Here is a 21,012-nt window from a genome sequence, read left to right on the forward strand (position 1 = left end):
TCTCGGCCTTCAGCGCGCAGCGGCTACCTCTGGCACGAGTTCGCGCGGACTGCGCACAAACGCACCGATTCACACGTTGAAGCGGAACTCCACCACGTCGCCGTCCTGCATGACGTAGTCCTTGCCCTCCATGCGGACCTTGCCCGCCGACTTCGCCGCGGCCATCGAGCCGGCGGCCACGAGGTCGTCGTACGACACGATCTCTGCCTTGATGAAGCCACGCTGGAAGTCGGTGTGGATCACGCCGGCCGCCTCGGGCGCGGTCGCGCCCTTCTTGATGGTCCAGGCGCGAGCCTCCTTCGGCCCGGCGGTGAGGTAGGTCTGCAGCCCGAGGGTCTCGAAGCCGACGCGCGCCAGCAGGTCGAGTCCTGGCTCGTCGATGCCCATCTCGGCGAGCATCTCGCGAGCCTCCTCGTCGTCGTCGAGCTCGACCAGCTCGGCCTCGAACTTCGCGTCGAGGAAGACGGCCTCGGCGGGCGCGACGATGTCGCGCATCCGCTGCTTGAGCTCCTCGTCCCCGAGCTCGTCGGAGTCGCAGTTGAAGACGAACAGCTGCGGCTTTGCCGACAGGAGGTGCAGCTCGCGCAGCGGCTCGGGATCGAGGCCGGCGGAGAACACGCCGGTGCCTGCCTCGAGGTGCGTACGCGCCTCCCTGACCGCCTCGGCGACCACGGCGACGTCCTTGTCCTTCTTGGCGTCCTTCTCCAGCCGCGGGAGCGCATTCTCGATCGTCTGAAGGTCGGCGAGGATCAGCTCGGTGCGGATGGTCTCGATGTCGTCGCTCGGCGAGACCTTGCCGTCGACGTGAGTGACGTCGGGGTCACGGAACACACGCGTGACCTGGCAGATGGCGTCGGACTCGCGGATGTGGCTCAGGAACTTGTTGCCGAGTCCCTCACCCTCGGACGCGCCACGCACGATGCCGGCGATGTCGACGAACTGAACGGTCGCCGGGAGGATCCGCTCGGAGCCGAAGATCTTGGCGAGCTCGTCGAGGCGCGGGTCGGGGACCCCCACCACGCCGACGTTGGGCTCGATCGTCGCGAACGGGTAGTTCGCCGCGAGGACGTCGTTCTTGGTCAGAGCGTTGAAGAGGGTCGACTTGCCCGCGTTGGGGAGTCCGACGATGCCGATGCTGAGTGCCACGAGGAACTAGCGTACGGGGCGGCCGCGACGCGCCGCCGTCCAGTGGTCTCGCGTCGTACGGAACAGGTGGCTGTCACCCTCGTACCACGGGTCCTTCAGGATGCCGAGGTCCTCGAGCCCGAGGCGTACGGCGACTCCCGCGGAGCCGTGGTTGTCGGGATACATCCCGCACCACACCTCGTCGAGCAGCGGCCGGTCCGGCGCGGAGCCGTCGAAGTGCGCGTACGCCGCGTCGAGCAGCGCCCGCGCCCCCTCCGTCGCGTAGCCGCGACCGGTCGAGTCCGGGTGGAGGTGCCAGCCGACCTGGAGGTCCGGCGGGTCGCTGTTGGGGCACGGCGTGATCATCACCGTGCCCGCGACGACTCCGGTGTCGCGCACCTCGGCAGCCAGACCGATACAGCCCGGGTGGGCCTCGGCCAGCTCGTTGAGGTCGTCGATCCAGGCGCGGGCCTCGTCGAGCGACGCCATCGGCGTGAACGGAGGGTCGCCGAGCCACCGGATGACGTCGAGCCGGCTGTGGATGTCGAGCACCCGCGGCGCGTCGCCGTGCGCGTACGGGCGCAGCCGCAGGCGGTCAGTCTCGATCGGGAGCGGCCACGCAGACGGCAGGGTGGCGCGCGTCGGCTGATCGGTCATACTCCGTTCGTACCATCCTCGGCCGACATCCGTCCTCCCCCGGCGACGAGCGCGTCACCGAGCTCCGACCGGAGATAGAGAACCGACCGTCCGTGCCGCGCGCTCGTGAGCAGCCCGGCGTCCCGCATCGCCCGCAGGTGCTGGTTGACCGCAGGGGTCGTCACTCCCAGCCGACCGGCCAGCTCCGTCGACGAGGCCGGCACCTCGAGCGCGGTGAGAAGACCAGCACGTGTCGCCCCGAGCAGGTCGCCGAGCACCGCCGGCGAGCGGCGTGGCTCGACCTGCCAGAGAGCGCCAGATCCACGGGCGCCGTAGAGGATCATCGGCGGCTCGTCCTCGCCGATCGGCACCGTCGCTCCCCTGGTGAACAGGCTCGGCACGAGCGTCAGGCCCTCGCCGCGAGTGCCTCGACGAATCCGCAAGGGCGACGTCAGGCGGACCCGTACGACGTCGCCGTCGAGGCAGACGCGGTCGCTGATCCCTCCGAGCATCGCGCCGACGCCCTCTGCGGCCGCGACACGACCACAGTGCACGATGTCGGCCTGCAGAACGCCGCGCATCCGAGGCCACCACGGCGCGAAGCAAGAGTCCCAGTACGCCCGCAGCGCACGCAGCATGCGGCTGCGGACCGCCACCGCGGACCCCCGAAGCGGGTACGGGAGACCGTCCGGGTGGACCGCGCGGAGGTCGGCACCCAGGCGCTCGTCCTCCACCCTCGCCAGCGCCTGCAGCTCGGTGTCGATGCGGGTCAGAGGGCTGTGCGGCCGCGGGCTGAGGAAGTCCGGTGTCGACAGTGCGTCGTTGCTGAGCGCGCGAAGCATCGTCGTGTCGAGCCGGTCGCGGGCGTCCTGCGTCTCGCGGAGCCACGGAAGGTGGACGGGGAAGCGACCGGGTTCCCGGAACGTGCGCAGCGACAGTGCCAGCTCGTTGATCGGCGAGATCGCGAAGCGGACATCGCCCAGATCCCTGCCGTCCAGCTCGTACTCGAGAAGGCCGACCATGAAGCCCTACGCTATATCTCTTCGTGCTCCCCGCGCGATCGGCGAGAACTGACCCCGTGATCGAGACGTTCTTGCCGCACGACCGGGTCGCCCGGGCTCTCACCCTGAGCACGGCGGCACACTCCCTGTCGAGCGGCGTCTTCTACACCGTGAGCGCGCTCTACTTCACCCGCGTGATCGGTCTGGAGGCCACCACCGTCGGGCTCGGGCTGGGCATCGCCGGAGGCGTCGGGGTCGTCGCCTCGTACGCGGGGGGCTGGTTGTCAGACCCGGTCGGCGCCCACCACGTGCAGTCGTGGGCGATGACGCTCAACGGCCTGGCCATGCTCGCGTACACCTTCGCCGCGGACGCGCTCGTCTTCGTCCTCGTCGCCTGCGTCGCGGTCGGCGCGCGCTCGGTGCAGGGATCGGCGAAGCAGGCGATCATCGCGCGCTGGTACGTCGGACCCGACAGGGTCACCCTCAGGGCGCGGATGCGCGTGGTCACCAACGTGTGCATCGGACTCGGCACCGTCACCGCAGCGGCGGCCCTCGTCGTCGACACCGCAGCCGCGTACCGGGCCGCGATGCTCGCGGCGGGCGTCCTCCTGCTCGTGGCCGCTGTTCCGGTCGTCCGGCTCCCGTACGCGGTCCCGGCACTGGCGGTGACGATGACCGAGGCCTCTCGGGTGCCGACCGACGCCGGGCAGCCGGCCCGCGGCCCGTCGCCCTGGCGCGACCGCACGTACGTCACCAGCGTCGGCCTCAACGCCGTCGTCGCCATGCACTTCGGACTCCAGACGATCGGCGTCCCGTTGTGGATCGCGACCACCGCCGCACCGACCGCGATGGTCTCGGTGCTGCTCGTGCTCAACACGGTGGTCGTCGCGGTGCTGCAGGTTCGGGTGTCGCGGGGCACGCACGACATTCGCAGGGCAGGCATCGCGGTACGGCACGGGTCGTGGCTGCTCGCTGCGGCGTGCGTCGCTTACGCCGCCGCGGGATACGGCGACGTCGTGACCGCGTGCGCGCTGCTCGTCGTCGCGGCTCTCGTGCACGGGTGGGGCGAGGTCCTCGGCGAGGCGGGCGGCTGGGGCATGGCGTTCGGGCTCGCCGACACGCGTCGAGCGGGGGCGTACCAGGGACTGACGCAGACGGGCTACGCGGTCGCGGCCATGGTGTCGCCGATCCTGGTGACCGCGACGGCGATCGAGCACGGCACGGCGGGGTGGCTCGTCCTGGGCGGGCTCCTGGCGGCGGCGGGGACAGGGGCGGCGTGGGTCGCCCGACGCGCGGTGACCGAACGGGAGGGTGCCGCCGACAGCAGAACTGTCAGTGACCGCTGAGACGCTGACCCCATGCCCAGCCTGCTCCTCGTCGCCCTGCTCGCCCTGCTCGCCGGCCTCGCCGTCGGAGTGCTGCTCGGCAGCGGCGTGCTGCGCCGGCACGATGCCGCCACCGTCGACCACGTGCAGCTGTCCGCGCACGCGACGGCGCAGGCCGTGGGTCCGGTCAAGGAGAGCCTCGACCGCTTCGACACCCGGCTCCGCGAGATCGAGGCGGGACGGGTCTCGTGGCAGAGCCAGCTCCGGGAGCAGGTCGAGCAGGTCCGCACGACGAGCGAGTCCCTGCGACGCGAGACCGCCTCGCTGTCGACGGCGCTCCGCAAGCCGCAGGTCCGCGGCAGGTGGGGCGAGATGCACCTGCAGCGGGCCGCCGAGCTCGCAGGCATGGTCGATCGCGTCGACTTCGACCTCCAGACCACGGTCCGTGACGGCGGAGCCGCGCTGCGCCCCGACATGGTCGTGCACCTGGCCGGCGACAAGCACGTCGTGGTCGACTCCAAGGTCCCGCTCGACGCCTTCCTCGACGCCACCGAGGCCGATGACGAGGACGAGTACGCCGCTCACCTCCGGCGGCACGCGCGTCAGCTCCGGACTCACGTCGACGGTCTGTCGGCCAAGGCCTACTGGCGGCAGTTCACCACCGCGCCGGAGTTCGTGGTGCTCTTCGTGCCCGGTGAGGCGTTCCTGTCCGCCGCGCTCGACACCGACCCGTCGATCCTGGAGGACGCCGCCGCCAAGCGCGTCGTGCTGGCGACCCCTACGACGCTGATCGCGCTGCTGCGCACCGTCGGCTACGCCTGGACCCAGGCGCAGATCGCCGACCAGGCACGGGAGGTCCACACCCTCGCGCGCGAGCTGTACGAGCGTCTCGGCACCCTGGGCAAGCACTTCGGCAAGGTCGGGCGCAGCCTCGATGCGGCGGTGGGTGCCTACAACGGCGCCGTCGGGTCGCTGGAGACGCGGGTCCTCGTCACGGCGCGTCGGATGTCGGAGCTCCACGCACCCGACGCCGACCTGCCGACGCCCGAGCCGGTCGAGAGCCTGGCTCGTCCCGTCCAGGCGCCGGAGCTGGTCGACCGCATCGTCGAGGAGATCACGTCCGCTGAGGTCGAGCGCGCCGAGGACGGCGATAGCGGCCTCGGCACGGCGCGCCGTACGGGCTGATCGAGCCACCACGCCATAGCGTGGAGACGTGCAGCAGTGGGCACGGCTCTCCCGCGGTCCTGGTCGGCGGCCGCCACGCCACCGCAAGGCGTGGACAGCGCGCGCCGCCCAGCACGACCTGTCCGCGCGTGGCGTGGTGGTCGTCGCCGTCGTGGCAGCTTTCGCCACCGCCTGGCTCGAGATCCTCACGACCGGGCGCCTCGGCTGGTTCTTCGACGTGATGTTCGTGCTCGTCTCGGCCACGAACGCCCTTGCCGCCTCGCGGCAAGCGCTCTACGCCCCGATGGTCGCGCCGCCGCTCGTCCTCGTGAGCGTGATGGCCGTGGCGGCGATCGCCCGTCCGAGCGCCCTCGACGAGCCGGGCACGCCACCCGACGCCTCGCTCGTGCAGCTCGTCGTGATCGCGGTCGTGCAGCACGCGGTCGCACTCGTGGCCGGGCTCGGCGCCGCCGTCGGCATCGTGGGCTGGCGCCGAGCCTCGCTCGGACGAGCGCTCAGCTGAGCGCTTTGGCCTTGAGCTGGTCGAACTCCGCCTGGCTGATCGTCCCCGAGTCCAGCAGTGCTTTCGCCGTCTCGATCTGGTGCGCCGGACTCGCGTGGCCTGCGGTCTGCTGGATGTACTGATCGGTCTCGGCCTTGGCCGCCCGCAACGCCGCCGCCTGCCGCTCAGCCATGCCTCCGCCGCGGGCGATCAGATACACCAGCGCCGTCAGGAACGGGAAGATGATCAAGAAGATCACCCACACTGCCTTCAACCAACCGCTCAGATGATGGTCACGGAAGAGGTCGGTCAAGATCTGGAAGAGCAGGATCAGGTACGCCACGAAGAAGAAGCTCCAGACCAGGAGCCAGAAGAAGTCCCAGAAGTCGTCCATGCGCGACCCTTTCCGTCATGCGGTGCCTCGGCGCGCCCATGCGCTCCAGCAGAACTGTCTCGCCGGACGGACGTCACCAGCATCGCCCGGGAGGGGTGATTCCGGTGGTGCCGCCGTCAGGCCGCCGTCAGGCCGCGGTCTCCTGCTGGTGGGGGTAGTCCGTACGCCGCTCACGAACGGGTCGGCCGATCCCCTCGGCGATCACCCGGAGCTCGTGGACCGTCTTGGCCGAGCCGTGCTGCGACCCCGCCATGCGGCTGATCGTCTCCTCCATCAGCGTGCCGCCGAGGTCGTTCGCACCGCCGCGCAGCATCTGCCGCGTGCCGTCCACACCGAGCTTGACCCACGAGGTCTGGATGTTGTGGATCCGCCCGTGCAGCATGATTCGCGCGAGGGCGTGGACAGCCCGGTTGTCGCGCAGCGTGGGCCCCGGACGGGCGACGCCGGCGAGATAGATCGGCGCGTTGGTGTGGATGAACGGCAGCGCGACGAACTCCGTGAACCCGCCCGAGCGCTCCTGCACCTCCGCGAGGGTGCGCAGGTGCCCGACCCAGTGCCGGGGGTTGTCGACGTGGCCGTACATCATCGTCGAGCTCGACCGGATGCCGAGGCTGTGCGCGGTCTCGACGACCTCGATCCACTGCGCCGCCGGCAGCTTGCCCTTGGTCAGCACCCAACGGACGTCGTCGTCGAGGATCTCCGCCGCGGTGCCGGGGATCGTGTCGAGCCCCGCCTCCCGCAGCTCCGTCAGCCACTCGCGGATCGAACGGCCCGCCTTCGCCGCCGCAGTGACGATCTCCATCGGGCTGAACGCGTGGACGTGGACGTCCGGCGACGCCGCCTTCACCGCGCGAACGATGTCGGCGTAGGCCGAGGGTCCCAGGTCGGGTGAGATGCCGCCCTGGAGGCAGATCTCGCTCGCGCCGAGCGCGGTCGCATCGCGGACGCGGTCTCCGATCTGCTCCAGAGAGAGCGTGTAGGCGTCGGCGTCGGACTTTCGCTGAGCGAACGCACAGAACCGGCATCCGACATAACAGACGTTGGTGAAGTTGATGTTCCGGTTGACGACGTAGGTCACCTCGTCGCCGACCGCGTCGCGCCGCAGGTCGTCGGCGAGACGGCAGACCGCGTCCAGCGCCGGGCCCTCGGCGGTCATGAGGGCGAGGTAGTCCCCGTCGGAGAGGCCCGCGGGCTCCTCAGAGGCGCGCGCCAGGGCCGTACGGACGTCGGAGTCGAGTCGCTCGGGGACCGACGGCAGACCAAGGGGTTCGGAGGTCCGGGACGCGTGCTCGCGCACCTCCTCCCAGTCGCCGTAGACACCCGCGAAGTCGCTGCGTCGGTCCGCACTCCGGCCGACCGTGTCGATCTCGGTGTGCAGCTCCGTACGGCCGCTCGCCTCCGGAGGTGTCTCGGGGTCCTGCCAGGGCCGACCCACGACCGGCGCTCCGGCGTCGGCGAGCCCGTCAGGATCCGCGAGAGCGGACACATGCGGGATCAACCGGCTGTCGAACCACGGGCGCTCCCCCGACAACGTCTCGCGCACGAACCGCGGGTGCACCGTCAGTCGCTCGGCCAGGGTCAGGCCCGACTGCGCGGTCCAGGTCGCGAGGTCGTCGATCTGCGGCCACGGGCGCTCGGGGTTGACGTGGTCGGGCGTCACCGGGGACACGCCACCCCAGTCGTCGACGCCCGCCGCGAGCAGCGGGGCGATCGAGTCGGGGTCGGAGAGGTTGGGCGGGGCCTGCAACGTGACCCCCGGACCCAGCACGATCCGTGCGGTCGCCAGCGTGGCGAGGTATTCCTCGACCCCCAGATCGGGCTCGTTGCGCATCGCCGTGTCGTCCTTGGCGCGGAAGTTCTGGACGATCACCTCCTGGATCCCGCCGTAGGTGCGCGAGAGCCGCCGCAGCTCGAACAGCGCGTCGACACGCTCCTCCACGGTCTCCCCGATGCCGACGAGGATCCCGGTGGTGAACGGGATGCCGATGCGACCCGCGTCCTCCAGGACCCGGAGGCGCACGGCCGGGTCCTTGTCCGGCGAGGCGTAGTGCGGCTGACCGGGCTCCGACCACAGCCGTGTCGCGGTGGTCTCGAGCATCATGCCCATCGACGGCGCGACCGGCTTGAGCCGCTGGAGCTCCGCCCACGACATCACGCCGGGGTTGAGGTGCGGGAGCAACCCCGTCTCCTCGAGGACGCGGATCGCCATCGCGCGCACGTACGAGAGCGTGTCGTCGTACCCGTGCTCGTGCAGCCACTCGGCAGCCTGGGGCCAGCGGTCCTCCGGGCGGTCGCCGAGGGTGAAGAGCGCTTCCTTGCACCCCTGCGCCGCGCCCTGCGCGGCGATGGCGAGGATCTGGTCCGGCGACAGGAACGGCGCGTCGACACGGTTCGGCGTGGTCGCGAACGTGCAGTAGTGGCACCGGTCGCGGCACAGCCGCGTGACCGGGACGAAGACCTTGCGCGAGTACGTGACGACGCCGGGACGCCCAGCCGCGACCATGGCCGCGTCACGCACGCGCGACGCGACGTCACTCAGGCGCACGAGGTCGTCGCCGCGGGAGGAAGCGAGCGCTACCGTCTCCGCGTGGTCGAGGGACTTCCCAGCCTCGGCGCGGGTCAGCGCCCGTCGGATCTCGCGGTCGCTCGTCATGATCGCCTTATCGTAATCGTCTCCCGCCGTGCGTGAGACGATGCGTCGTGCTGCCGAACACACCCGGATCGAAGGACGTCATGACTCATCACATCGCCGTCGTCGGCGGGACCGGCCCGCAGGGCCGCGGGCTCGCGTACCGTTTCGCACTCGCCGGCCACACGGTCGTCATCGGGTCGCGATCGGCCGAGCGCGCCGCCGAGAAGGCCGAGGAGATCTCGACCCGCGCCGCTGACAACGGCGCGACCGTACGACTCGACGGCGCCACCAACGCCGACGCGGCCGCCGCGGCGGACGTCGTGGTGCTCGCCGTGCCGTGGGACGGGTACGACGCGCTCGTCGCCGACCTGGCACCGGCTCTCGACGCCAAGATCGTGATCAGCTGCGTGAACCCTCTCGGCTTCGACGCCGCCGGCCCGTACGGCCTCACGCTGGCCGAGTCGGCCGCCGAGGGGACGCAGAAGGCCGTGCCGGGAGCGCGGGTCGTCGGCGCGTTCCACCACCTGGCCGCCCTGTCGCTGTGGAAGACGCCCGATCCGCTGTCGCACGAGGACGTGCTGGTGTGCGGGGACGACGCGGAGGCCAAGGACCTGGTCGCCGACCTCGCGCGTACGGTCACCGGGCACCGCGGCATCGACGCGGGGGCCCTGCGGATCGCCCGTCAGCTCGAGCCGTTCACCGCGGTCCTGATCAACGTGAACAAGCGCTACAAGGTCCGCTCGGGCCTGCACCTGGCCGGCCTGCCGGACGACGCCCGCGCCTGAGGGCTGAGGTCCCGTCGGGGTCAGACGGGCTGGCCGGCCTTGCGGAGGTCGCGGCGAAGCTCCGGAGGAAGCGCGAAGATGAGGCTCTCCTCCGCGGTGTGCACGGCTGTCGCGGTCGGGAAGCCGCGGTCGTTGAGGTACGACAGCACGCCCTCGACGAGCTCCTCCGGCACCGACGCGCCGGACGTCACGCCGACCTTCTCGACACCCTCGAGCCACTCCTCGCGCATCTCGCTCACGTCGTCGATCCGGTACGACGCCTTGGCGCCGGCCTCGAGCGCGACCTCGACGAGCCGGACCGAGTTGGACGAGTTCGCGGAGCCGACCACGATCATCAGGTCGGAGCCCTCCGAGATCTCCTTGACCGCGAGCTGCCGGTTCTGGGTGGCGTAGCAGATGTCGTCGCTCGGCGGGTCCTCCAGCTGAGGGAACTTGTCCCGCAGCGCGTCGACGATGTCCATCGTCTCGTCCACGCTGAGCGTGGTTTGCGACAGCCAGGACAGCTTGGTGCCGGCGGGGAAGGACAGTGCCTCGACGTCGGCGACGGTCTCCACGAGCGTGATCGCCTCCGGGGCCTCGCCGGAGGTGCCTTCGACCTCCTCGTGACCGGCGTGCCCGATCAGCAGGATCCGGTAGTCCTCACGGGCGAACCGCCTGGCCTCGTGGTGCACCTTGGTGACCAGCGGGCAGGTCGCGTCGATCGTCTTCAGCCCGCGAGCCTGGGCGTCGTCGTGGACGGCCGGTGAGACACCGTGCGCGGAGAACACCACCGTCGAACCGGCCGGGACCTCGTCGAGCTCCTCGACGAACACCGCCCCACGGTCCTCGAGGGTCTGCACGACGTGCTTGTTGTGGACGATCTGCTTGCGGACGTAGACGGGAGCACCGTACAGGTCGAGCGCCTTCTCCACGGTGATCACGGCGCGGTCGACGCCGGCGCAGTAGCCACGCGGCGCGGCGAGCAGAAGGTCACGGTCTGCTCCGAGGGTGGGCATGCCGAGAGTCACGGAGTCCGAAGCCATGGCTCCATCGTAGGGGAGCCCTCCACAGCCTCCGACGGCGTCGCGTCCTGCTGTCGGCCGGAGCACCTAGGGTGGCGGCATGGCCCTCGAGACCAGCCCTGACTCCCCCGCGCCGCTGCGTGTGATCTCCCAGCTGATGGGCGACTACATCGCGCGCCTCGGGGCCCAGTGGATCGAGGGCGAGGTCGCCCAGCTGACGCGACGCCAAGGGGTCTGCTTCCTCACGCTGCGCGACCTCGACGCCAAGATCTCCATGTCGGTCACCTGCCGCCGTGTGGTGCTCGACCGGTCCTCGACGCCGATCACGGAGGGCGCCCGGGTCGTCGTCCACGCACGGCCCGACTTCTATCCGACCAACGGCTCGCTGTCGCTCAACGCCCGCGACATCCGCCCGGTCGGCATGGGTGAGCTGCTCGCCCGCATCGAGCAGCGCCGTCAGCTGCTCGCCGCCGAGGGACTGTTCGACGTCGCCCGCAAGCGGCCGCTGCCGTTTCTCCCGCACCGGATCGGGCTCATCACGGGCAAGGGGTCGGCCGCGGAGCACGACATCCTCGAGAACGCGCGCCTGCGCTGGCCGGGGGTCGAGTTCGTCACCACCTATGCCCTGATGCAGGGCAACCAAGCCGCGGCGCAGGTCATCACCGCCCTGCGCGAGCTCGACGCGGACGAGACCGTCGACGTGATCGTCATCGCGCGTGGGGGTGGCTCCGTCGAGGATCTCCTGCCCTTCTCCGACGAAGGCCTGGTGCGCGCCGTCTCCGCAGCCCGTACGCCGGTGGTGAGCGCGATCGGACACGAGCCCGACACGCCGCTGCTCGACTACGTGGCCGACGTGCGTGCCTCGACACCGACCGATGCCGCGAAGCGCGTCGTGCCTGCCGTGGCCGACGAGCTCCATCACCTCACCCAGCTGCGGCGCCGCGCCTGGTACGCGGTCGATCAGCGGCTCGGACGTGAGCAGCACGGACTCGACGCGATCCGCAGCCGGCCCGTCCTCGCGCGCCCGAGCACCCTCATCGACGAGCAGACCGCCCGCGTCGAGGACCTGTGCGCTCGGGCCCGCCGCTCGCTGGGACACCGGCTCGACCTCTCCCACCACGAGGTCGCCGGACAGCTTGCGCGTGTGCGGTCGCTCTCACCGCTGCGGACCCTCGAGCGCGGCTACGCCGTCGCCCAGGCGCCGGACGGCAGCGTCGTCACGTCCATCGACCAGCTGTCGCCCGACGACGAGGTCACGCTCCGAGTCGTCGACGGCCACGCCCGCCTCCGTACGCTGTCCACGGCGCCCGCGCCGCACGCCGACCTCGACGAGGAGTCCTGATGCCCGACACACCCGCCGGCGACACCCCGTCCGCCGCACCTGCGATCCCCTACGAGCAGGCCCGCGAGGAGCTCGCGGAGGTCGTCGGCAAGCTGGAGACGGGTGGCACGACCCTCGAGGAGTCGCTCGCGCTCTGGGAGCGCGGCGAGGAGCTGGCGGCGATCTGTCAGCAGTGGCTCGACGGGGCCCGTGCTCGCCTGCAGCGCGCGCAGGACCAGGCGGCGCAGCGACGTGACGGGACCGACACCACGGAGTGACGCGCGGTCACTCCGTCGTCAGCAGCTCCAGATAGCGCTCGATGTCCGTGCGCGGCGCAGGCCCTCCGACGAGGAGGGTCATCTCGCCCTCCTCGCGGACGAAGGCAGTCTCGCCGTCGCCCGTCCAGAGCTGCCAGGTCTTGCCCGCGACCTCGACGTCGTCCTTCTGCGTGGCGCCGGACGCATACCGTTCGACCATGCGTGGGACCGAGTCGATCTCCTGCTCCAGGCCGATGTAGCGGTCGCCGTCGGTGAGCACCCCGAGATGCCAGCGGCCGTCGCGCCCCGGCTCGTACGTGACGCCGTTGGCGCGCCACCCGTCAGGCAGGGAGGTCGGCGCGTAGACGGGGAACGGCGCGGACTTGCGCACTCCCTCCACCGTCTCCTCGTACGCGACGGCCGGACGCTCCTCTGGTGTGTAGCCCATGAAGAACTGACCCACGACGAAGAGCCCGATCACGATCGCCCCGATCACCAGCATGGATCGCGCGATGTCGGAGAACGCCGGGTTGCCGCGCGACGAGGGCGGCTTCGCTGGAGGAGTCTGGTCCACAGGCCTGCCGGGTGCCGCCGGAGGAGTCGGGGACGGGTCGGTGCTGCTCACGGTGCCATTCTCCCAGGCCCGCCCAGCGCGGGCTCCGGCACGCCGACGGGGCGTACGACGGCGTCCGCAGATGCGGCCTTGGCTTACCATTGTCAGACGCACCTGCGGATGATGCGCTAGGTTTCTGACGTGCCTGCGTATCGCTACTCCGAGGCTGCCGACCTGCTCGGCGTCAGCGACGACACCGTGCGCCGCTGGGGCGACCAGGGCCGGTTCACCCCGAGCCGGACGCCCTCAGGCGCGGCGGCCGTGGACGGTCACGACCTCGCGGCCCTCGCAGTCGCCCTGGCGGACGGCGACGAGACCAGCCGGTCCCGTGCCCGCAGCGCTCGCAACCAGTTCCGCGGCATCGTCACCAAGGTGGTCGCCGACACGGTGATGGCGCAGGTCGAGATGTGCTGCGGTCCCTTCAGGGTCGTCTCCCTGATCAGTGCCGAGGCGGTCCGCGACCTGGGCCTGGAGGTCGGCGTGGTCGCAGTCGCCGGGGTGAAGGCGACCAACGTCACCGTGGAGGTCGGCCCGTGAGCCGTTCGCCGCTCCTCCTGTCGGCCGCCCTCTTCGCGTTGATGGCTGCCACCGCCTGCGGCGGCGCAGACGACGGCTGCGGGATGCAGGACCGTACGCTCACCGTCCTGGCAGCGTCGTCGCTCACCGAGGCCTTCGACGACCTGGAGACGGTGTTCGAGCGGGAGCACGACGGGGTGGACGTCCGGCTGTCGTACGACTCCTCAGCTGTTCTCGCTGAACAGGTCATCCAGGGTGCGCCCGCCGACGTCCTCGCGACCGCCGACGAGACGACGATGCGCAAGGTCGTCGACGCGGACGCCGCCGACGGTGACCCGGTGCTCTTCGCGAGCAACACACTCGTCATCGCCACCCCGCCCGGCAACCCCGGCGACGTCCGCGGCGTGCGGGACCTGGGCCGGGCGACGTTCGCCGTCTGCGTACCGCAAGCACCGTGCGGTGATGCCGCCCAGCGGCTCCTCGCCCTCGACGGCAGCACCGCGAAGCCGACGACCGAGGAGCAGAACGTGAAGGGCGTCCTCGCCAAGGTGACCCTCGGCGAGGTCGACGCCGGACTGGTCTACCGCTCCGACGCCCAGGCCGCCGGCGACAAGGTCGAGACCGTCGAGGCGCAGAACGCCTCGGAGGTCGTCAACGTCGATCCGATCGTGGTCCTCGTCGACTCGCAGGCCACCGAGCTCGCTGTCGACTGGGTCGACCTCATCGTCAGCGAGCAGGGGCAGAAGGTCCTCGCGCGGCACGGGTTCGGGCCAGCCGCGTGACCAGGCAGGGCGGTGCCGCCCTCGGACGGGTGCCGGTCACGCTCGTCGTCCCGTCCGTCGTCGGCCTCCTCCTCCTGCTCCTCCCCCTCGGAGGACTGCTGCTGCGGGCCCCCTGGGGGACGTTCGTCGAGCGCCTCGGCGAGCCGGAGATCCTCGACGCGCTGCGCCTGAGCCTGCTGACCTCGACGATCGCCACGGCCGTGTGCCTCGTGCTCGGGGTGCCTCTGGCGTGGGTGCTCGCCCGTACGACCTTCCGCGGGCGAGGTCTTGTCCGGGCGCTGGTGAGTGTCCCGCTGGTCCTCCCGCCGGTGGTCGGTGGCGTCGCCCTGCTGATGGTGTTCGGGCGGCGGGGCGTCCTCGGGCAGTGGCTCGACGACGCGTTCGGGATCACGGTGCCGTTCACCACCGCCGCCGTCGTGCTGGCGCAGGCCTTCGTCGCAATGCCGTTCCTCGTGATGGCCGTGGAGGGCGCACTCCGTACGGCTGATCCCCGGTACGACGAGGTCGCCGCCACCCTCGGCGCGCGCCGTCTGGTGACGTTCTGGCGCGTCACGCTGCCGCTCGCCGGGCCGGGGATCGCCGCGGGCGCCGCGCTCGCGTGGGCGCGGGCACTCGGCGAGTTCGGTGCCACGATCACCTTCGCCGGCAGCGTCCCTGGCGTGACCCGCACGATGCCGCTGGAGATCTACGGCGCGATGCAGTCCGACCCCGACACGGCGATCATGCTGAGCGTCATCCTGCTGGCGATCAGCGTCGCGGTGCTGGTCGGCCTGCGCGGTTCGTGGGCAGGGCGCACATGACCGAGAAGGGTCTCGACGCACGTCTCGTCCTGCGCCGTGGCGCGCTCACCATCGACGTCACGCTGCAGGTCGCACCCGGGGAGGTTCTCGCCCTGGTCGGTCCGAACGGAGCCGGCAAGAGCAGCGTCCTGCGCGCGCTCGCAGGACTGAGCGATCTCGATTCGGGCCGCGTCGCTCTCGGCGGCACCGTTCTCGAGGACGCCGCCACCGGCGTACGGGTCCCCACCCCCGAGCGCGACCTGACGATGGTCTTCCAGGATCCGCTGCTCTTCCCTCATCTCACCGTGCGCGACAACGTCGCGTTCGGCCTGCGCCACCACCCCTCCGCGCCCTCGACGAGCCGACGGCCAGCCCGTGAACGCGCCACGGCGGCCCTCGAACGGAGCGGCCTCGCTCAGTTCGCCGGGCGTCGGGCGACGCGCCTGTCCGGCGGCCAGCGACAGCGGGTCGCGATCGTCCGTGCGCTCGCCTGCGATCCAGGGCTCCTCCTGCTCGACGAACCGACCTCCGCGCTCGACGTCGCGGTCACCGCGCAGGTCCGGGCGTTCCTGCGGCGGCACGTCCGCGACTTCGGCGGCGTGACCGTTCTCGTGTCACACGACCCCCTCGACGCGTTCGTCCTCGCCGACCGCGTCGCCGTGCTCGAGGAGGGACGGATCACCCAGGCGGGGACCCCCGACGAGGTCGCTCGTCGCCCACGCACCGACTACGTCGCGCACCTGATGGGGATGAACCTGCTGCGCGAGCGCGACACCTTCCGGACGTTCTCGCCGACCGCCGTCACGTTGTACGGGGAGGAGCCGGTCACGTCCGCGCGCAACGTGTGGCGGCTCGAGGTCACCGGTCTCGTCCCGCACGGCGACGCGGTCCGCGTCCAGCTGCGCGGCGAGGTGTCGCTCCTCGCCGACGTCACCCGCGCGGCCGTGGCCGATCTCGACCTGCACGAGGGGGTCTCGGTGTGGGCGAGCGTGAAGGCCACCGAGGTGACGACGTTCGAGGACTGACGCCGCCGATCGGCAATTGTGGTGGCACCCACGAAAACGCCGACCCCGAGGCCGCAGCGACTCGGACGTAGGATGCGGCCATGACCGACAGCGCGCAAGGATCCAAGCTGCCAGGCCCTCTCACCCCCGCCAAGGCCGCGCCTGACCGCAACCTCGCCCTCGACCTGGTCCGCGTGACCGAGGCGGCGGCGATGGCGGCAGGCCGCTGGGTCGGCCGGGGTGACAAGAACGGCGCGGACGGTGTCGCGGTCAACGCGATGCGATCCCTCATCAACACCGTCGGCATGAGCGGCGTCGTCGTGATCGGCGAGGGCGAGAAGGACAACGCCCCGATGCTGTTCAACGGCGAGGAGGTCGGTGACGGCACCGGACCCGAGGCTGATGTGGCGGTGGACCCGATCGACGGCACCACGCTGGCGGCCAAGGGCATGCCCGGAGCGGTCTCCGTGCTCGCCGTCGCTCCCCGCGGCGCGATGTTCGATCCGTCGGCCGTCTTCTACATGGACAAGCTGGCGGTCGGCCCCGAGGCCGCCGACGTGATCGACATCCGGCTCCCCATCTCGGAGAACATCCGGCTGGTCGCCAAGGCCAAGAGCCTCTCCGTCTCATCGGTCACGGTGTGCGTGCTGGACCGCCCGCGACACCAGGGTCTCGTCGACGAGATCCGCAAGACCGGCGCACGCATCAAGTTCATCAGCGACGGCGACGTCGCAGGCTCGATCTACGCCGCGCGCCCCGGCACGGGCGTCGACATCCTCGCCGGTGTGGGCGGTACGCCGGAGGGCATCATCACCGCCTGCGCGATGAAGGCGCTCGGCGGCGCGGTCCAGGGCACCCTCTGGCCGACCGGTGACGAGGAGCGGCAGAAGGCGGTCGACGCCGGCCTGGACGTCGACGCGATCCTCACCACCGACGACCTGGTCAAGGGCGACGACTGCTTCTTCGTCGCGACCGGCATCACCGACGGCGAGCTGATGCGCGGAGTCCGCTACGGATCCGGCTCCGCGATCACCGAGTCCCTCGTGATGCGCTCGCGATCGGGCACCTACCGCAAGATCATCTCGGAGCACCGCATGGAGAAGCTCCGCGCCTACGCCTCCATCGACTACGAGAGCTGAGCCGACGATGCCCGCGGTCACCGACCGCACGCTGGTCGTCGGGGAGGCGCTGGTCGACCTGACGCGTGACTCCGGCGGCCACGAGTCGGCGCACCCTGGCGGCTCTCCGCTCAACGTCGCCGTCGGGCTCGCGCGTCTCGGCCTCCCGACGGTCCTCGCCGCGCAGGTCGGCGACGACGAGTACGGCGAGCTGCTGCGCGACCACGTCGACGCCTCCGACGTCGACCTGCGCTCGCTGCCTCCGCACCACGGAGACAGTGCGGTCGCGGTGGCCCAGCTCGACGACCACGGCGTGGCGACGTACCACTTCGAGCTGACGTGGGACCCGTCCGAGATGCCGGGCCCGGCCGGCTTCGCGCTCCTCCACGTGGGATCCATCGGCGCGGCGCTCCGACCCGGAGCCGACGCTGTCGAGCGCCTGGTCGAGGATGCGGTCGCCGCGGGCGTCCCGGTCTCGTACGACCCCAACGTCCGACCCGCCATCACCCCCGACCTGGCCGACGTCCGCGAGCGCGTCGACCGGATCGTGCCGCGGGCCGCGTTCGTCAAGCTCAGCGACGCTGACGCCGCCGAGCTCCGCCCCGACCTGGACCCCGCCGCCTACGCCGCCCGGATCGCAGGTGAGGGTCCCCGGCTCGTCGCACTCACCCGCGGCGGGGACGGGGCGACCCTCTTCAGCGGCGGCGCGTCCGTCGAGGTGGCGCCTCCGCCGATCACGGTCGCCGACACGATCGGTGCCGGCGACTCCTTCATGGCGGCCCTGCTGGCCGGCATCCTCGTCCGCGGCTGGACGGAGCGGCCGGCGTTCGACGAGGAGGCGCTGACGTGGCTCGGCGAGCTCGCGGTCCACGCCTCGGCCGTCACCTGCTCGCGCCCGGGCGCGGACCCTCCGCACCTCAAGGAGCTCCCCGAGCTGCTCGCGTGACCGGGACGTCGCAACGCCTGCCTACGATGGAAGGGTGACCGACCGGATCGCCAGGCTCGACAGCGGACTCAGCCTCGCCTACGAGACGTTCGGCGATCCGGACGACCAGACTCTGCTCCTCGTGATGGGGCTCGGCTGCCCGATGAACTGGTGGCGGACCGAGTTCTGCGAGTCCCTCGCCGACCACGGCTTCCACGTCGTCCGGTACGACTCCCGTGACGTGGGCCGCTCGACCCGGTTCGACCGCGCCCCCGTGACCCGCGCCCAGGTGGTGTCGACGTTCACAGGGCTGCGGCGTGACGTGCCGTACGCGATGACGGACCTCGCCGCCGACGCCGTCGGCCTCCTGGACGCGCTCGGCGTCGACGCCGCTCACGTCGTGGGCCAGTCGATGGGAGGGATGGTGGCCCAGACGGTCGCCGTCGAGCACCCCGACCGCCTGCGTTCGCTGACCTCGATCATGTCGACGACCGGCCGCCGTACGGTCGGGTGGCAGCACCCTCGACTCCTCGGGATGCTGCTCGGTGCCCCCGGTGAGGGCGAGGAGGCATACGTCCGGCGCTCCGTACGCAGCGCCCGTGCGATCTCGAGCCGCCAGTTCGCTCTCGCGCCCGAGGCCGTCGAGGCGCGCGCCCGCGAGACGTACGCCCGGGGTTGGTCGGTCGAGGGCACAATGCGTCACATGCTCGCCGTGATGACCCAGCCAGACCGCACCCGCGCGCTCGCCTCCGTCGCCGCACCCACGTTGGTGATCCACGGCAGCGCGGACCCGATGGTGCACCCATCCGGTGGCCGCGCGACTGCCGCTGCCGTCCCGGGCGCCGAGCTGCTGATGGTTCCCGGCATGGCGCACGAGATCCCGGTCGATCTCGAGGGACTCTTCGCCGCATCGATCGCCCGGACAGCGCGGAGGGCTCATGCACACGCGCGGTGATGCCGTCGTCCGCCGGCGTGAGGACGGCGCGCTGGAGCTCCGTGTCAACGGCGTGTTCGTCATGGACGACGTCGAGACGACCTCGGAGCGTCTGCTCGCTCGTACGGCCCTGGCGGGTGCGGCCGACCCGCGCCACGTCGTGGTCGGCGGCCTCGGCATGGGGTTCACGCTGCGGGAGATCCTCACCGACCGACGGGTCAGGCAGGTGACGGTCGCCGAGCTCGAGCCGGCGATCCCCGCGTTCATGCGCGAGGGGACGTTGCCGGGAGCCGATCTCCTCGACGACCGACGGGTGGGCCTCCACGTCGGGGACGTGCGCGACGTCGTCGGCGACCTCGCGCCGCGGAGCGTCGACGTGATCCTCCTCGACGTGGACAACGGTCCCGACTTCCTGGTGAACGACAGCAACGCCGACCTGTACGGAGCGCCCTTCATCGCGACCTGTGCCGAGCGTCTGCGCGACCTCGGCGAGCTGTGCATCTGGTCGATGGACGACTCGGCCGCGGTCCGCGAGGCCCTCGCGGCGTCGTTCGCCCACGTCTACGCCGAGCGCGTCCCCGTACGCCTCCAGGGTCGCGCCGAGGCGTACTGGCTCCTGAGGGGCCGCGTCCCACGACGGTGACCCCGCGCCCGCCCGTACGTCGGGCCGGATAATCTCGCTCTCATGAGCACTGAGACCGAGTACCGCATCGAGCACGACACCATGGGCGAGGTCAAGGTGCCCGCCGACGCTCTCTACAAGGCCCAGACCCAGCGCGCCGTCGAGAACTTCCCGATCTCCGGCAGCACGCTCGAGCCGCAGCACATCCGCGCGATCGCCCTGGTGAAGCTGGCCTGCGCGAAGGCGAACGCCGAGCTCGGTGTCATCGACCAGGACGTCGCCGACGCGATCGTCGCCGCGGCCCAGGAGGTCGCCGCCGGCGACCACGACGACCAGTTTCCGATCGACGTCTTCCAGACCGGGTCGGGCACGTCGAGCAACATGAACATGAACGAGGTGCTCTCGACCCTCGCGACCCGCCGCCTGGGCCGCGACGTGCACCCCAACGATCACGTCAACGCGTCGCAGTCGTCCAACGACACGTTCCCCACCTCGATCCACGTGGCCGCGACCGAGGCCGCGATCAACGACCTGATCCCGGCGCTCGACCACCTCGCTGCCGGTCTCGCCGCGAAGGGCTCGGAGTGGTCCGAGATCGTGAAGTCCGGGCGTACGCACCTCATGGACGCGACGCCGGTGACTCTCGGCCAGGAGTTCAACGGCTACGCCGCCCAGGTCCGCCGTGGCATCGAGCGCGTCGAGTCCGCTCTCCCCCGCGTGGCGGAGGTCCCGCTCGGTGGCACGGCCGTCGGCACCGGGATCAACACGCCGGCGGGCTTCCCGCAGCGCGTCATCGAGATCCTCGGCGAGGAGACCGGCCTGCCTCTTACGGAGGCGGTCGACCACTTCGAGGCGCAGGGCGCGCGCGACGGGCTCGTCGAGCTGTCCGGCCAGCTGAAGACGATCGCGGTCAGCCTCGTCAAGATCAACAACGACCTGCGCTGGATGGGCTCCGGCCCGCGCACCGGTCTCGGCGAGCTCAACCTCCCCGATCTCCAGCCGGGCTCGAGCATCATGCCGGGCAAGGTCAACCCGGTCATCCCCGAGGCCGTGCTCATGGTGTGCTCGCAGGTGATCGGCAACGACACCGCGATCACGTTCGCGGGCCAGTCGGGCTCGTTCGAGCTCAACGTCCAGATGCCGGTGATGGCCCGTGCGCTCCTGGAGTCGATCCGCCTGCTCTCGAACTCGTCGCGCGTGCTCGCCGACAAGTGCATCGCCAGCACGGTGCCCAACGCCGAGCGCTGCGCGGAGCTGGCCGAGTCGTCGCCGTCGATCGTGACGCCGCTCAACAAGTACATCGGCTACGAGAACGCCGCCAAGGTCGCCAAGACGGCGCTCAAGGAGCAGAAGACGATCCGCCAGACGGTGCTCGACATGGGCTACGTGGACGAGGGCCTCGTGACGATCGCGCAGCTCGATGCAGCTCTCGACGTACTCTCCATGACGCATCCCTGAGCTGGCCGGGTGACCGGCGGGCGCCAGAGAGTGACCGGCGGGCGCCAGAGAGTGACCCGCGGACGCCAGAGAGTGACCCGCGGACGCCAGAGAGTGACCCGCGGACGCCAGAGAGTGA

General features: G+C 71.2%; 22 protein-coding genes. 15 read left to right on the plus strand and 7 right to left on the minus strand.

Translation table 11 applies throughout. The features are described 5' to 3' along the window. Window positions 1-69 precede the first annotated feature (69 nt). Genes ychF through KV097_RS12890 form a run of 3 tightly spaced genes read right to left on the minus strand, consistent with a single transcriptional unit; the run spans window position 70 to window position 2,783 of the window. The gene (ychF, locus tag KV097_RS12880; protein ID WP_220366100.1) at window positions 70-1,146 is read right to left on the minus strand and encodes a redox-regulated ATPase YchF; all 1,077 of its coding nucleotides are present in this window, start codon (window positions 1,144-1,146) and stop codon (window positions 70-72) included. Window positions 1,147-1,152: 6 nt separating this feature from the next. Next, on the minus strand, window positions 1,153-1,782 hold the full coding sequence (locus KV097_RS12885) for a GNAT family N-acetyltransferase (protein ID WP_220366101.1): 630 nt from the start codon (window positions 1,780-1,782) through the stop codon (window positions 1,153-1,155). After that, on the minus strand, window positions 1,779-2,783 hold the full coding sequence (locus KV097_RS12890) for a DUF5937 family protein (RefSeq protein WP_220366102.1): 1,005 nt from the start codon (window positions 2,781-2,783) through the stop codon (window positions 1,779-1,781). Before KV097_RS12890 ends, KV097_RS12885 begins: the two co-directional genes overlap by 4 nt. A gap of 56 nt (window positions 2,784-2,839) precedes the next feature. Between KV097_RS12890 and KV097_RS12895 the strand changes: the two genes are divergently transcribed. Genes KV097_RS12895 through KV097_RS12905 form a run of 3 tightly spaced genes read left to right on the plus strand, consistent with a single transcriptional unit; the run spans window position 2,840 to window position 5,774 of the window. Further along, window positions 2,840-4,108 carry an MFS transporter gene (locus KV097_RS12895; protein WP_220366103.1) on the plus strand — a complete coding sequence of 423 codons (1,269 nt, stop codon included), beginning with the start codon at window positions 2,840-2,842 and terminating at the stop codon, window positions 4,106-4,108. A gap of 12 nt (window positions 4,109-4,120) precedes the next feature. Continuing rightward, complete coding sequence (locus tag KV097_RS12900; protein WP_220366104.1) at window positions 4,121-5,272, plus strand: DNA recombination protein RmuC; 1,152 nt, start codon at window positions 4,121-4,123, stop codon at window positions 5,270-5,272. A 28-nt stretch (window positions 5,273-5,300) separates the two neighbouring features. Next, on the plus strand, window positions 5,301-5,774 hold the full coding sequence (locus KV097_RS12905; RefSeq protein WP_220366105.1) for a DUF6542 domain-containing protein: 474 nt from the start codon (window positions 5,301-5,303) through the stop codon (window positions 5,772-5,774). Here KV097_RS12905 and KV097_RS12910 read toward each other — a convergent pair. Both KV097_RS12910 and KV097_RS12915 read right to left on the minus strand, forming a co-directional pair. After that, window positions 5,767-6,147: an SHOCT domain-containing protein gene (locus KV097_RS12910; RefSeq protein ID WP_220343821.1), complete on the minus strand. Its 381-nt coding sequence runs from the start codon at window positions 6,145-6,147 to the stop codon at window positions 5,767-5,769. The two genes, KV097_RS12905 and KV097_RS12910, sit on opposite strands and share 8 nt — an antisense overlap. A 127-nt stretch (window positions 6,148-6,274) precedes the next feature. Further along, a complete protein-coding gene (locus tag KV097_RS12915) occupies window positions 6,275-8,800 on the minus strand; it encodes a bifunctional FO biosynthesis protein CofGH (RefSeq protein ID WP_220366106.1) in 2,526 nt (841 codons plus the stop codon). Between the two features lie 80 nt (window positions 8,801-8,880). On the opposite strand from KV097_RS12915, the gene npdG reads away from it, so the two are divergent. Beyond that, complete coding sequence (gene npdG, locus KV097_RS12920; RefSeq protein WP_220343819.1) at window positions 8,881-9,564, plus strand: NADPH-dependent F420 reductase; 684 nt, start codon at window positions 8,881-8,883, stop codon at window positions 9,562-9,564. A gap of 20 nt (window positions 9,565-9,584) precedes the next feature. Here npdG and KV097_RS12925 read toward each other — a convergent pair whose 3' ends face one another. Beyond that, window positions 9,585-10,559, minus strand: a complete 975-nt coding sequence (locus KV097_RS12925) for a 4-hydroxy-3-methylbut-2-enyl diphosphate reductase (protein WP_220346601.1) — start codon at window positions 10,557-10,559, stop codon at window positions 9,585-9,587. Between the two features lie 106 nt (window positions 10,560-10,665). On the opposite strand from KV097_RS12925, the gene xseA reads away from it, so the two are divergent. Together xseA and KV097_RS12935 are read left to right on the plus strand one after the other, a co-directional pair. Next, the gene (gene xseA, locus KV097_RS12930; RefSeq protein ID WP_220346345.1) at window positions 10,666-11,907 is read left to right on the plus strand and encodes an exodeoxyribonuclease VII large subunit; all 1,242 of its coding nucleotides are present in this window, start codon (window positions 10,666-10,668) and stop codon (window positions 11,905-11,907) included. Next, window positions 11,907-12,164: an exodeoxyribonuclease VII small subunit gene (locus tag KV097_RS12935; RefSeq protein WP_220346344.1), complete on the plus strand. Its 258-nt coding sequence runs from the start codon at window positions 11,907-11,909 to the stop codon at window positions 12,162-12,164. The genes xseA and KV097_RS12935 overlap by 1 nt, the downstream gene beginning before the upstream one ends. A 7-nt stretch (window positions 12,165-12,171) precedes the next feature. Here KV097_RS12935 and KV097_RS12940 read toward each other — a convergent pair whose 3' ends face one another. Beyond that, window positions 12,172-12,768 carry a DUF4245 domain-containing protein gene (locus KV097_RS12940; RefSeq protein ID WP_220346343.1) on the minus strand — a complete coding sequence of 199 codons (597 nt, stop codon included), beginning with the start codon at window positions 12,766-12,768 and terminating at the stop codon, window positions 12,172-12,174. A 129-nt stretch (window positions 12,769-12,897) separates the two neighbouring features. Between KV097_RS12940 and KV097_RS12945 the strand changes: the two genes are divergently transcribed. From KV097_RS12945 to KV097_RS12985, 9 genes are all read left to right on the plus strand, one after another. Next, window positions 12,898-13,293 carry a molybdopterin-binding protein gene (locus KV097_RS12945; protein WP_220343815.1) on the plus strand — a complete coding sequence of 132 codons (396 nt, stop codon included), beginning with the start codon at window positions 12,898-12,900 and terminating at the stop codon, window positions 13,291-13,293. Then, entirely contained in the window at window positions 13,290-14,054 is a 765-nt protein-coding gene (modA, locus tag KV097_RS12950) for a molybdate ABC transporter substrate-binding protein (protein WP_220366107.1), read from the plus strand. The genes KV097_RS12945 and modA overlap by 4 nt, the downstream gene beginning before the upstream one ends. Next, complete coding sequence (locus KV097_RS12955) at window positions 14,051-14,854, plus strand: ABC transporter permease (protein WP_301022209.1); 804 nt, start codon at window positions 14,051-14,053, stop codon at window positions 14,852-14,854. The genes modA and KV097_RS12955 overlap by 4 nt, the downstream gene beginning before the upstream one ends. Further along, window positions 14,851-15,858: an ABC transporter ATP-binding protein gene (locus KV097_RS12960; protein ID WP_220366108.1), complete on the plus strand. Its 1,008-nt coding sequence runs from the start codon at window positions 14,851-14,853 to the stop codon at window positions 15,856-15,858. Before KV097_RS12955 ends, KV097_RS12960 begins: the two co-directional genes overlap by 4 nt. Window positions 15,859-15,938: 80 nt before the next feature. Beyond that, window positions 15,939-16,976, plus strand: coding sequence for a class II fructose-bisphosphatase (glpX, locus tag KV097_RS12965; RefSeq protein WP_220343812.1), 1,038 nt, complete (start codon window positions 15,939-15,941; stop codon window positions 16,974-16,976). Between the two features lie 7 nt (window positions 16,977-16,983). Beyond that, window positions 16,984-17,901 carry a carbohydrate kinase gene (locus KV097_RS12970; RefSeq protein ID WP_220366109.1) on the plus strand — a complete coding sequence of 306 codons (918 nt, stop codon included), beginning with the start codon at window positions 16,984-16,986 and terminating at the stop codon, window positions 17,899-17,901. 34 nt (window positions 17,902-17,935) lie between these two features. Beyond that, window positions 17,936-18,835, plus strand: coding sequence for an alpha/beta fold hydrolase (locus KV097_RS12975; protein ID WP_301022211.1), 900 nt, complete (start codon window positions 17,936-17,938; stop codon window positions 18,833-18,835). Further along, on the plus strand, window positions 18,819-19,457 hold the full coding sequence (locus tag KV097_RS12980) for a spermidine synthase (protein ID WP_220343809.1): 639 nt from the start codon (window positions 18,819-18,821) through the stop codon (window positions 19,455-19,457). The genes KV097_RS12975 and KV097_RS12980 overlap by 17 nt, the downstream gene beginning before the upstream one ends. Window positions 19,458-19,499: 42 nt before the next feature. Continuing rightward, entirely contained in the window at window positions 19,500-20,894 is a 1,395-nt protein-coding gene (locus tag KV097_RS12985; RefSeq protein ID WP_220343808.1) for a class II fumarate hydratase, read from the plus strand. Window positions 20,895-21,012 lie beyond the last annotated feature (118 nt).

This window comes from Mumia sp. zg.B17, assembly GCF_019550915.1.
Classification (GTDB): domain Bacteria; phylum Actinomycetota; class Actinomycetes; order Propionibacteriales; family Nocardioidaceae; genus Mumia.

Bases quoted from the DNA above. Each gene is read 5' to 3' on its own strand.
- KV097_RS12885 (WP_220366101.1), bottom strand. From the start codon at position 1,782: ATGACCGATCAGCCGACGCGCGCCACCCTGCCGTCTGCGTGGCCGCTC.
- KV097_RS12890 (WP_220366102.1), bottom strand. From the start codon at position 2,783: ATGGTCGGCCTTCTCGAGTACGAGCTGGACGGCAGGGATCTGGGCGAT.
- KV097_RS12900 (WP_220366104.1), top strand. From the start codon at position 4,121: ATGCCCAGCCTGCTCCTCGTCGCCCTGCTCGCCCTGCTCGCCGGCCTC.
- KV097_RS12910 (WP_220343821.1), bottom strand. From the start codon at position 6,147: ATGGACGACTTCTGGGACTTCTTCTGGCTCCTGGTCTGGAGCTTCTTC.
- KV097_RS12915 (WP_220366106.1), bottom strand. From the start codon at position 8,800: ATGACGAGCGACCGCGAGATCCGACGGGCGCTGACCCGCGCCGAGGCT.
- npdG (WP_220343819.1), top strand. From the start codon at position 8,881: ATGACTCATCACATCGCCGTCGTCGGCGGGACCGGCCCGCAGGGCCGC.
- KV097_RS12925 (WP_220346601.1), bottom strand. From the start codon at position 10,559: ATGCCCACCCTCGGAGCAGACCGTGACCTTCTGCTCGCCGCGCCGCGT.
- xseA (WP_220346345.1), top strand. From the start codon at position 10,666: ATGGCCCTCGAGACCAGCCCTGACTCCCCCGCGCCGCTGCGTGTGATC.
- KV097_RS12935 (WP_220346344.1), top strand. From the start codon at position 11,907: ATGCCCGACACACCCGCCGGCGACACCCCGTCCGCCGCACCTGCGATC.
- KV097_RS12960 (WP_220366108.1), top strand. From the start codon at position 14,851: ATGACCGAGAAGGGTCTCGACGCACGTCTCGTCCTGCGCCGTGGCGCG.
- glpX (WP_220343812.1), top strand. From the start codon at position 15,939: ATGACCGACAGCGCGCAAGGATCCAAGCTGCCAGGCCCTCTCACCCCC.
- KV097_RS12970 (WP_220366109.1), top strand. From the start codon at position 16,984: ATGCCCGCGGTCACCGACCGCACGCTGGTCGTCGGGGAGGCGCTGGTC.
- KV097_RS12980 (WP_220343809.1), top strand. From the start codon at position 18,819: ATGCACACGCGCGGTGATGCCGTCGTCCGCCGGCGTGAGGACGGCGCG.
- KV097_RS12985 (WP_220343808.1), top strand. From the start codon at position 19,500: ATGAGCACTGAGACCGAGTACCGCATCGAGCACGACACCATGGGCGAG.